Annotated in this window: 16 protein-coding genes; 8 read left to right on the top strand and 8 right to left on the bottom strand. The window is 65.3% G+C overall.

The features are described from left to right. Positions 1-203 precede the first annotated feature (203 nt). A complete protein-coding gene (locus RHODMAR_RS24155; RefSeq protein WP_141214906.1) occupies positions 204-773 on the bottom strand; it encodes a hypothetical protein in 570 nt (189 codons plus the stop codon). A gap of 669 nt (positions 774-1,442) precedes the next feature. Between RHODMAR_RS24155 and RHODMAR_RS28405 the strand changes: the two genes are divergently transcribed. Then, positions 1,443-1,583, top strand: coding sequence for a hypothetical protein (locus tag RHODMAR_RS28405; RefSeq protein ID WP_155289314.1), 141 nt, complete (start codon positions 1,443-1,445; stop codon positions 1,581-1,583). A gap of 48 nt (positions 1,584-1,631) precedes the next feature. Continuing rightward, the gene (locus RHODMAR_RS24140) at positions 1,632-2,642 is read left to right on the top strand and encodes a DUF4192 domain-containing protein (RefSeq protein WP_008719970.1); all 1,011 of its coding nucleotides are present in this window, start codon (positions 1,632-1,634) and stop codon (positions 2,640-2,642) included. Between the two features lie 184 nt (positions 2,643-2,826). On the opposite strand, the gene RHODMAR_RS28400 is transcribed toward RHODMAR_RS24140, so the two are convergent. Next, a complete protein-coding gene (locus RHODMAR_RS28400; RefSeq protein ID WP_155289019.1) occupies positions 2,827-2,997 on the bottom strand; it encodes a hypothetical protein in 171 nt (56 codons plus the stop codon). A gap of 479 nt (positions 2,998-3,476) precedes the next feature. Here RHODMAR_RS28400 and RHODMAR_RS24135 point away from each other — a divergent pair, with 479 nt between their 5' ends. The 4 genes from RHODMAR_RS24135 to RHODMAR_RS24125 all read left to right on the top strand — a co-directional run bounded on the left by RHODMAR_RS24135 (position 3,477) and on the right by RHODMAR_RS24125 (position 5,503). Further along, on the top strand, positions 3,477-3,719 hold the full coding sequence (locus tag RHODMAR_RS24135) for a glutaredoxin domain-containing protein (protein WP_008719967.1): 243 nt from the start codon (positions 3,477-3,479) through the stop codon (positions 3,717-3,719). 27 nt (positions 3,720-3,746) lie between these two features. Next, a complete protein-coding gene (locus RHODMAR_RS29455; protein ID WP_269744643.1) occupies positions 3,747-3,878 on the top strand; it encodes a hypothetical protein in 132 nt (43 codons plus the stop codon). Positions 3,879-3,965: 87 nt separating this feature from the next. Continuing rightward, positions 3,966-4,562: a DnaB-like helicase N-terminal domain-containing protein gene (locus RHODMAR_RS24130; protein ID WP_008719965.1), complete on the top strand. Its 597-nt coding sequence runs from the start codon at positions 3,966-3,968 to the stop codon at positions 4,560-4,562. A gap of 86 nt (positions 4,563-4,648) precedes the next feature. After that, complete coding sequence (locus RHODMAR_RS24125) at positions 4,649-5,503, top strand: hypothetical protein (RefSeq protein WP_008719963.1); 855 nt, start codon at positions 4,649-4,651, stop codon at positions 5,501-5,503. Positions 5,504-5,588: 85 nt separating this feature from the next. Here the strand turns inward: RHODMAR_RS24125 and RHODMAR_RS24120 are convergent, their stop codons facing one another. The 5 genes from RHODMAR_RS24120 to RHODMAR_RS24100 are packed head-to-tail and all read right to left on the bottom strand — an operon-like array spanning position 5,589 to position 7,786. After that, entirely contained in the window at positions 5,589-5,918 is a 330-nt protein-coding gene (locus tag RHODMAR_RS24120; RefSeq protein ID WP_008719961.1) for a hypothetical protein, read from the bottom strand. After that, complete coding sequence (locus RHODMAR_RS24115) at positions 5,915-6,334, bottom strand: hypothetical protein (protein ID WP_008719959.1); 420 nt, start codon at positions 6,332-6,334, stop codon at positions 5,915-5,917. The genes RHODMAR_RS24120 and RHODMAR_RS24115 overlap by 4 nt, the downstream gene beginning before the upstream one ends. Continuing rightward, positions 6,331-7,143, bottom strand: a complete 813-nt coding sequence (locus RHODMAR_RS24110) for a hypothetical protein (RefSeq protein ID WP_008719955.1) — start codon at positions 7,141-7,143, stop codon at positions 6,331-6,333. Before RHODMAR_RS24110 ends, RHODMAR_RS24115 begins: the two co-directional genes overlap by 4 nt. A gap of 37 nt (positions 7,144-7,180) precedes the next feature. Continuing rightward, positions 7,181-7,363 (bottom strand): hypothetical protein, encoded by a 183-nt coding sequence (locus RHODMAR_RS24105; protein WP_042940224.1) that lies wholly within the window; start codon positions 7,361-7,363, stop codon positions 7,181-7,183. Between the two features lie 3 nt (positions 7,364-7,366). After that, positions 7,367-7,786, bottom strand: a complete 420-nt coding sequence (locus tag RHODMAR_RS24100) for a hypothetical protein (RefSeq protein WP_042940223.1) — start codon at positions 7,784-7,786, stop codon at positions 7,367-7,369. A gap of 192 nt (positions 7,787-7,978) precedes the next feature. Here RHODMAR_RS24100 and RHODMAR_RS24095 point away from each other — a divergent pair, with 192 nt between their 5' ends. Together RHODMAR_RS24095 and RHODMAR_RS24090 are read left to right on the top strand one after the other, a co-directional pair. Next, the gene (locus RHODMAR_RS24095) at positions 7,979-8,377 is read left to right on the top strand and encodes a hypothetical protein (RefSeq protein ID WP_042940222.1); all 399 of its coding nucleotides are present in this window, start codon (positions 7,979-7,981) and stop codon (positions 8,375-8,377) included. After that, on the top strand, positions 8,377-8,730 hold the full coding sequence (locus RHODMAR_RS24090; protein WP_008719949.1) for a helix-turn-helix domain-containing protein: 354 nt from the start codon (positions 8,377-8,379) through the stop codon (positions 8,728-8,730). Before RHODMAR_RS24095 ends, RHODMAR_RS24090 begins: the two co-directional genes overlap by 1 nt. Before the next feature lie 33 nt (positions 8,731-8,763). Here the strand turns inward: RHODMAR_RS24090 and RHODMAR_RS24085 are convergent, their stop codons facing one another. Continuing rightward, a complete protein-coding gene (locus tag RHODMAR_RS24085; protein ID WP_157226195.1) occupies positions 8,764-9,504 on the bottom strand; it encodes a hypothetical protein in 741 nt (246 codons plus the stop codon). Between the last annotated feature and the right edge of the window lie 262 nt (positions 9,505-9,766).

Below are 9,766 nucleotides of genomic sequence, written 5' to 3'. Positions count from 1 at the left end.
GCTACTGCACCTGGGACAGTTATCGAGATGCGACCGGTTCGTCACCGCCGCCGTCTGTGTATCCATAGGCAGCGACAATGCCATAGGCCACCGACACCCTCCTGCCTGTCGCCAGCTGACAATCCAGCCCAGTCCAATACGGTGACTGGCGCAGCGCTAACCGGAGGGTCAAACGAAAAATTGGATTTGGATAGACCGATGAGTTAAGAAGGAATCTTAGGAAGTTTCACTTGCGGGCATAAATTCTTGTTGGCAAGAACGAAACTGTCATTGATGCCATATTGGGTCGAATCTGGCTCAAACGTGCTGTTCGGATCCCAGTTCTGTGAACCTTCGTAGCCAGTGCAAAAGTTGTACCCCGCCCCAATCATGTCAGCCTGCATCTTCGGCGAATCCCTGTAGCTCTCGACCTGAATGCCTTCCATCGGAATTCCCAATTCCATACCTGCGTTGACCATCAGCTCGCACGAGTCGTCCAGATACTGCTGCTGGCCACCAGTGGGAGTGCTGGCTACCAAGTTCCTGGCGTCTTCAGGAAGATGAAACATCGTATCGTCGCCAAGCGACACTTGCTTGAGCTCGTCATACGTCAAGTTCTGACCAATCGTGCCGCAATCACCGCTCGACGAACTGCCAACATCCGATCCGCCAGCTGCGCTGCTCGAAACACTGCCCTCAGGAGCCTGTTCCGCACTCCTCTCAGTACCGGACTCGCTGCCAGCACACGCAGCAAGCATCAATACGAAAGCAATACCAAAAACCGATGTCGTCACTTGTGATCCAGCCCGCATGGCCCGGAGCCTAAAGGTCACCGCGATGCCATACAAGCGATCGAATGAATGACCCGTACCCTGACTCGCCCAGTACTCCTCCTCATCGGCCCTGCCAGGCCACGACACCGTCAACGAAAATGTCGGCCTCAAGGGGCAGCTCGACATCTGCCACACCACCGTAAATACGAGCTACCGCCACACCGAGCGTCGTCACCCTCCGTCGCTCCCGCACAATCACGTTCACAGTCGTACCCCACACCGCGCCGCCGTAGAGCACCAGCTCCGGCGGCGTTCCGCGTCCCACCACAGCAGGCCGGCAACGTTCGCAGGCAGGCCCCTGGCGGGCCACACGCACCCCTACGGGCTGCACCGAACCGAACTCCGCTTCGCTCCGCACTCACAAGAGCGAAAAGAATCAATTTCTTTCGACGTAGGTGGCTTCTCCGAGCATCCATCACCCGTGCCCGCCGGCTCAACCCCTCGCTCCGCTGCGCTACGGCCAAGGCTCCGAACACTTTTCGTCGAGCAGTCGCTGCGCTCCCACGAAAACTGTCCGAGACGAGGGGTTGCCCCGTCGTTCCCGTGCGCTGGTTTCTCTCCCCAGCCACCACGGCGAAAGAAAATTGGCAGGGCGAAGGTCCGGCCGCCAGTCGAGAGGGACAGGTCACCATGCGAGCACAGCACCCCACCACCGCCGACGAAATCGACATCATCGTCCACCGAAACGGCAGCCGCAAAGTCCGGCGGACCGTCAAACGCGCCAGCGCACGCCGCGACCGCCGCACCGCGCGACGCGAACTCCGCCACTGAAAACAGCGCTACCCCAACCACACCCGCACACACCGAAAGGCTTTCGCCATGACCCAACATCGCATGTCCCTCACCACCGCCGCCGACACCCTCGCCGCCATCCCCGCCCTGCTCGGCTTCACCCCCGACAACTCCGTCGTCATCATCGCCCTGGCCGACGACGGCAACGGCTCCCACCTGGTCGCGCCCACCGCCCGCGTCGACGCCCACCAGGCCGAAGCCGCCGCAGGCATCATCACCGACGCGCTCACCCGGCAGGACACCCCCATCACCGCCGTCATCCTCGCCGCCATCGCAGACACCACCCACGCAGGCGCAGCCCTGCTCGGACTCGACGCCATCCGCGACGCGCTCGCCGCCGCCGGAATCCGAACCATCCGCGCCCTGCACACCTACAGCCTCACCGCAGGAACGACCTTCACCGACCTCGACCGCTTCACCGACGGCACCATCCCCGACCCCGCCACCACCGAACTCGCGACCGCCCGCACCGCAGACGGAGCCGTCATCGCCGCATCACGCGCCGACCTCGAGGCCCGATACGCCCCCACCACGGAGATTCCCGAATCCCTCGCCCTCGCCGCCGCCGCCACGATGGGCGCCGACTTCCTGCCCGTCACCTTCGACGAGCTCGCCGCCGTCATCCACGCCCGCGAAATCCCCAGCGCCGACCTCACCGCCCGCGTCGGCCTGGCACTGGCCACCGGGCACCTCGAAGTCCGGGACGCGTTCCTGGCCCTGTCCATCCACGGAGACGCCGACGCAGCCGACGCGTTCACCCGCATCGCCGCCCCGCTACGCGGCACCGCCCGCGCGAACGCTCTCACCATCGCCGCCTACTTCGTGTACTGCACCGGCGACGGAGCAGCAGCTCACGCAGCACTACAGGCCGCCGAACGCACCGCCGAACGAGCCAACGTGCCGCTGCCGAGCCTGACGGGAATCCTCCTCCGCGTCCTCAACGCCGGAATGCCACCGGAAGAGGTCAGGGGGATCGGCGCAGTCATCACCCCCGACTACATCGCCGCCCACATCGGCGCAGTGCAGAGCTACACCTGACACCCGCCGCCGAGCGTGGCCACCGGTTCGAGGTGGCCACGCCCGGCAACCGCAGGTCGCGGGCGCGGGGCCGGTGCATCGGGCATCGAGCCCTCACACCGACAAACGCGCCACCCGCAGCAACGACAGAAGAGCAGGCGGGGGGCGTGAGGTCAGGCGTGGCAGAGAAAGAGCGGAACAGCGCTCAGAGGGACGTCGGACGGGCCGGCCACGCCATATCGACGTCGGCGGCGGGTGGACGAGTGTCCTCAACCGGAACACCGGCGACGATCGCATCGAGCGCCAGCTCCGACGGCGGCGGCTCAGCGTTCACCACAGCTTTGGACAAGGCATGTTCGATCCGCGAGCGCTCCATACCGCAGCACCCTACCGACCAGCACGAACGCAGCCACCGCTACGAGTGCAGCGACACCGAGAGGGGGAGGTTCTTTTCGATCCGTCTGACTGCGCAACGAGAATGCATCACCCGTCGTCTCCCGGATCAACCCCTGACTCCGCTCACGCTTCGGCCCACAGGGCCCAGCACGACTGTTCGCCCGACCCGTACTCGCTGCGCTCCCTGGCGAACACTCGCACCGGCCAGGCATTGACCATCGACGCCGTGCGCCGCCGTCTCTTCTCCGCGCCACCCGGAAGCGAAAAGAACGCAATAAAGGCAGCCCGATACAAGTATCTACACCGTTTTCGAGGGGCCCGTCGGGCATAGCAATGGGTAGGTACAAAACACTGAAATACGTTATAGGGCAACGTAAATGACTGTATTTACACCTGGTGCAAAAGTTATTTGTGACGTAGAATAGAAGCCAATAGGACAATTCCGAGAAGGAGGCAACCATGTCGATCACCGTGTACACGAAACCGAATTGCGACCAATGCGATGCAACGAAACGACGGCTCGACAAGCACGGTCTCCAATACCGAATCGTCGACATCACCGAAGACGACACCGCCCGCCACTTCGTCACCTCCGAGCTCGGCTACCTCCAAGCGCCCGTCGTGGTCGTCGACCGAAGCGACGGTGACCGCGAAGACTGGTCCGGTTTCCGAATCGGCCGACTCGACGCACTCGCAGCCTGACACCCCCACCGACACAGGAGAACCGCCATGCACCTCGTCCCCGCCTACATCCCCGACGCCGACTACATCGACCGCCAGGTCGATGCCAAACTCGCAGCAGAGCGCGACACCGAACAGAACGACACCCCGTACGGCGACGCCGAGCAAGCCGCATCGTGACCATCCCCGAAGGCGTGGCCGCCAGTAATCCCGTACCCGTTCACGACGACTTCTGACCCGACACCGACACGAACGCGAGGCCCGACGATGAACGCACTACGCGCAGTCCCCACACCCGGCGACGACCCGGCAGCGCAGGCACACGCGGACCTCGCGCCCGTCGAGGACCTCGACACAGCGTTCGAACCCGGCTACGACCCGGCCACCGACCCCGAAGCGATGCTCCTGTGCGCCCTGATGGACGTGCGTAATCAGTCCACGGACGGTGGGGACGTCGAGCGGATCACCAGCACGCTCACCGCGGCGGACTTCGAGGATCCCGCGCACGCACGCATGTACGGGCACATCGTCGACCTCATCGCCGCCGGCCAACCCCACGACTTCGCGTCCGTCACCGGTGCGCTCATCCGATCCGGAGCCGATGGAGCGAAAGACGCTCCGCTACGCAAACGCCTCATGGGCATCGTCACCGCCGGCGCGCACTCCGTCGCGGCCGTGCACTACGCCGACAACGTCCTGTCCCAGTCCTACCGCCGCAGCTTCCACATCGCCGGTGGGCGACTGGCCCAGGCCGCCGAAGAGGCACCCGAAGCCGACCTGTTCGACTACATGGTCGAACTCGGCACCCGGCAGCGTGCAGCATTCAACCGGCTCAACAGCTTTCGGCAACCACCGACATCCTGAACAAACCCACAGGGACACCGGTGAGCGCGTCGACGACGCCCAGGGCACTACGGTGCACTGCGGGCCACAATCGAAAGACGAGGACAGTGACAGAGACAGGTGAGCATGCCGAACGGCCGCCACACGACGCGCCGGACCGCACGAACGCACCGACGACCGGTGCCGCTGTCGATGCGGGTCTGCCCGTGCACGTCCGCGAGCAGATCGCTGCTGTCGTCGACGCGTCCGGCGACCTCGAGCGCGTCCCGACCGGTAGCGGCGCACTGACTGTGCAGGTGTGCTCGGCATCGGAAACCTCGTACGACGCCGCGACGTGGAGCACCCTGGGCACCTACCGCGCTGCGGACGCGGCAACCTTGGCCGAACGGCTGCTCGACGCTCTCGGGGACAGTGCGAACATCGGCACTGACCTGGGAGTCCTCATCGTCACCCACACCCACACCGACATCCTGGAGGCACCGGCCATGACTGCACCCACCGCCGACGGAACCCGCGCGCCGGCCGCCCCGCTGCTCACCCTCGACCTCGCGAAAGCCGACGTGCTCGACGACGACTTCGAGTGGCCCGAACCGGGCAGCGCGCAGGCATTGTGGACTCCGCACTGGCTGCTGCAGGCCGCGATCAACTCCGGTGCCGTCACCTACGACCGGCGACTATGGGGCGAGCTCGCACTGTCGGCCGAGTTCACCGCCCCGAACCGGCACGAGCTCCAATTCGTGATCACCTACGAAATCGACGGCGCACCGAACATCGTCGACGGCGACACCACCGACTACCCCGCCGACTTCAACGAACTCTCCGACGAGGAACAGAACGCCGTCCCGTCGACGCTGGTCCCGAACCCGGAGACCGCAGCGTCGTGGCTGACGTACCTCGTCGACGCCTTCAACGCCGTGCACGCGAGCACCGACAAGCTCGTCCGCGGCTGGCCCCAGCACTAGTTCCCCGCCGGACAGCAGAAAGCCCCGACCATCATGCGTGGTCGGGGCTTTCTGATGTCTCGCGGACCGATTCAGGTGGCGTAGGTCAGTCCTGGCGGATGGTGCGCAACAGCTGAGCGAGCGCGAGCGCGGTGATCGGATCGTCGAGCGTGGGCGCGGCCGCGACGACCAGCGCGAGGTCGCCCGAGTCCTGCACCGCGTCGAGCAGGTTCAACGACGCGTCGACGGCAAAGTTCGCCCCTGAAATGTCGTTGATGATCGCCAGCAGCTCGGCGAACCGCGACCCGGTCTCCACCGGAACGGCGGCGTGCAGCATCTCGAACGCGGCCACCGCTTCCGGTGAGCGCAGTTCGGCGAGGATCGCGAGTTCGATGCTGTCGAGGTCGGACAGGGCGGGGGAGTCGGGTGTGCTCATGGTGTGGGTCCTTCGGTCGGTGCGTCGCCGGTGGGCGGCGAGGTGGGAGGGACGAGAGACAGTCGGGCCACCGCGGCTTCGGCGATCCCGAGATGTCCGGCGACGGTGTCTATGGGGTGGGTGGCCACCAACCCGGTGATCAGATCGCGATGGATCAGGGCAGCGAGGCGGTGCTGATGGGACAGGTAGGCGAGCAGTTCGGCGGTGAGCAGTGCCGCACCGGTAGGTCCGCCGTAATCGTGCGCCCAGTCCTCGCCGTCGCGTTCGGGGGCGTACAGCAGCGAGTCCGGGGCGCTGAGAACCTTGTCGAGGATCTCCGAGGTGATCCCGCACGCCTGCAGGCGCTCGATCACACCGGGGATCTCGGCGGCGGTGCGGTGCCCGACCAGGCTGAGGTGCCACTGGATATCGATCACGCCACTGCGCCCGATTCGTCGTCGAACGACCGGCGGGTATGGCTTTCCAGGACATGCAGCTCGGCAGTGAGGCCGACTGCGCATTCGGCGTCCGCCACCGGATCGAGGGCCGCGATGTTCGCCCGCAGTTGCGTGATCCGGGTGTAGCGGGCGACCGCTGCGGCATCGGCGTCGTAGACCTCCACCGGGTGTTCGACGACGAGCCTGCGTTGCCCGGGCACTGTCTTCACGGTCGCCTCGCTGTGGCCACCGCTGCGCATCGTGATCTCGCGAGCGAGAGCGCCGGCGAAGATGTGCGCCGAGCGAGCGGGGAAGTCGCCGGCCACCGTGGTCGAGTCCGGCAACGGATCGGGACGAGTCGACCGCACGGTGACGTCGATCAGGTCGGCCGGGTCGACGCCGGGAAGCGGCTCGATCGGTGTGGCGGTCCAGACCCCGATCGCGGTGGTGACGTAGCCCGGTGGCGGTAGTTCCGCCGAGCGGACACCCGCTGCGTAGGCCGGCATCGACGCCAGAGCACACGCAATCTCGCCGGGGGTCCCGATGAGGCAGAGCGAGTCGTCGACGGTCTGGGTGAAGGTCGCGGCGACGGTATCGACCTGGCGGAGGTCCGCGACGGTTTCTGCTTGGCTCACCGCGAACCGGGCTGCGGTCGAGGGGGAGTGGAAGTGCCCGCGGGTGTGTACGAACCCGGGGTCGCCGTGTTGGTCGAGGGTGGAGATCTCGACTTCGATCAGCGTACGAGTCGAGGGCGCGGCTGAGGGGGACTCTGCGGCCGGCTGGAGTGAGTGGGGATCGGTGGTGTCCATGAGGGTCTGCCTTCGAGAGGTCCGGGCAAGGAAGCGGTTATGCGAGGGCGACGAGCGCGGGTGCAGCGAGTCCGCACACCGCAGCGGCCGCAGACAGGGCGGTGGTGGTTCGATCCATCGGCTCGCAGCTATCGGCGAGAGCCAGGCGTAGCCCGGCTGCTCCTGCTGCGATGACACCGACGAACACCAGAACCCAGGTAGAGCCGACCAGGTACGTCATCGGTCAGCTCGCGTTCGGGTAGCTCTCACCCGGCGAGTTCTGCTCGGCGTCCGTACCGGTCGACTCGGCAGCGTCGGGCTCGGTCTTCGCCGGTGACGACGGCTGCAGCCGCGGGGGCCGAGGCGACGTCTTGGTAGCCGCAGTGGTGGCGGTCTTCTTGCCGGCGACGGCGGAGGTGGGGACTTTCAGCCCGGCCTTGCGGAGCTCGGGGGCGGACCAGCCGCCGTCGAGCGCGGCTTTGATCGCGGCAAGCTCAGTCGCGGCAGCGGTGCGTTCGGCGGCTTGCGCTTCGGCGACCTTCGCGGCGGCGGCGGCTCGCTCGTTCTGCGCTTGGACAATCGCGTCGATCAAACCGAGACGGGCATCGAGAGCAGCCTGTGCAGCGGCGCGAACAGTGTTGGGATCGAGAGGGGTGAGCGACATGTGTGGGACCTTTCGGAGACGGCGTGCAGCGCGCGCGAGAGAGTGGCGCAGCGCTGAGTGACAACGCGGTCTCGGGCGGCCCACACGCCGTCCGATATCCGAGGGCAACGCTATCGAATCGGCCCGACAGATGCACGCCACAGACGGCGCTATACCTTGCGCGGTATATGCCGTGCACGGTATACTCGGGTGGTGGACGTTGATGCACCGGAAGAGTTCTTCGACTGGCTCGATCGAGTGGAGGCGAAGGCCGACGCCGGGGATGCTGCGTCGGTGCGGGTCCTCGCTCGGGTGACCGATGCATTGGTGCAGTTGCGTGAGCTCGACGGCGTTCCGGTGGAGGATCGGCCGGACCTCAAAAGGGTGCGGCAGTCGAAGAAGTTTCCGGTGTGGCGCACGGCGCATCCGTTCGATGCGCAGATTGCGCTGCGGTTGATCTGTTGGTTCCCGCCCGGCAGTAGCTCGGTGGTGGTGGCGTTGTTCGCGGCCGACAAGGCGCGGATGGGTGATGTGTTCTACGACGGTGTCGGCGCGAGGGCCGATGTCGCGATCGAGCGTTGGTTGCGGGAGACCGCGGAAGGGGAGCAGTGATGAGCGAGAGCGAGAAGAAGTCGTTCCGGCGTGCGAACGACCGGATCGAGCAGTTGCGCACCAAGCCCGCGATTGCGGAGACGGTGCGCGAGTTCGCGGCCGAGCGGGAGACGATGAACCGGGTGTACGCCGACGGGTTGGCGGACATCCGTAAGGCCGGCAACCTCACCCAGGTTCAGATGGCGGCATTACTCGGGACCAATCAGGGTGCGGTGTCGCGGATCGAGGGCCGCGACGATCTGTTGCTCTCGACGCTGCGGCAGTACCTCGCTGCGACCGGTGCTGTGCACCCGAAGATCGTCGTCGAGAAAGACGGCGTCGAAATCGCACTCGACCTCGACGCCTTCGTCTGAGTCTTTCGCTTGAGAGCGGGTCAGTGCTGGCGGCTAGGTTGCCGGTGACGAGCGCAAATCTTCGGAGCCTTCCCACCATTCTTCGGCGCGCTGCCTGAAATACGCTCCGTGTTCGTCAGGTAGTGGGAAGACGACCGTCGTCGCGGCTCCTCCCACTCCATTCATGCTCGCCCCGAGCATTCGCACTGATAGTGGATCGACGATGTAGCGGTCGTGAAGCATGTCGTGAGGAGCTTGTCGTACGGCGAGACTTTCGTACCCGGGTGTGGCGAGCAGGACCTTCAGCTCGGTCACTGCACTCTTGCCAATTTTCGGGCCGATCAGAACTCGATGTACGTCTGCATGTTCGACAAGCTGCACGAGTTGCTCGGCGCGTAGATACGGGTCAACGATGTAGACCTCTTCGAGTTCGGAGATGCTGCCAACCAGCTTGCCCCACGCAAGGGGATCGCGACTTTGCAGCACAAGAACCCCGGTCTCGTCGACGCCGGCCTCTTTGCTCTCATCGGAGTTGAGCAGGGCACGACCGAGAGGGGTGACGGTGAGTCCCTTGTTACTGCCCTTTTGCATCCAACCGAATCGCACCAGTTGCTTCACGACATGCTCCGGCGGGCCATCCGGCGCGTATCGGGCCGGACGGCCCGGTGTTGGTGCCGTGCCACCGAACATCGAGGCAATGCCTGCGGCAGCTCGAAAGTCCTTCCCGAAGGTACTTGCGAAGTCGATCGACGGCGTGGCGTAGGTCTGTTGGTTTTCTCGCAGGAACCTCAGCACGGGTGACTCAATGGATGCGGTGAGGGACTGCATGAATGGAGATGGGATTCCCGGCTTTGCCGGTCTGGCCGGCCTGATCATCTTTCCCCGTTTGCCAGGGCGGGGGTCGGGTCGGTCGACCCACTCCCGCACTTCTTTGCTCGACGGTTGATATCCGCCGCGATTTGCAGCGAGTACGAACTGCAGTGTGCGGCGTTGCAAGTCCGTAGTGATCAACATGGGCAATGCCTATCAGACCGCTCAGCGCGTGTCAGGTTGGTCG

The organism is Rhodococcus sp. AW25M09 (genome assembly GCF_000333955.1).
Taxonomy (GTDB): domain Bacteria; phylum Actinomycetota; class Actinomycetes; order Mycobacteriales; family Mycobacteriaceae; genus Rhodococcoides.
Note: the sequence above shows the minus strand (reverse complement) of the source record. Positions and strands in the feature narration are given on the sequence as shown.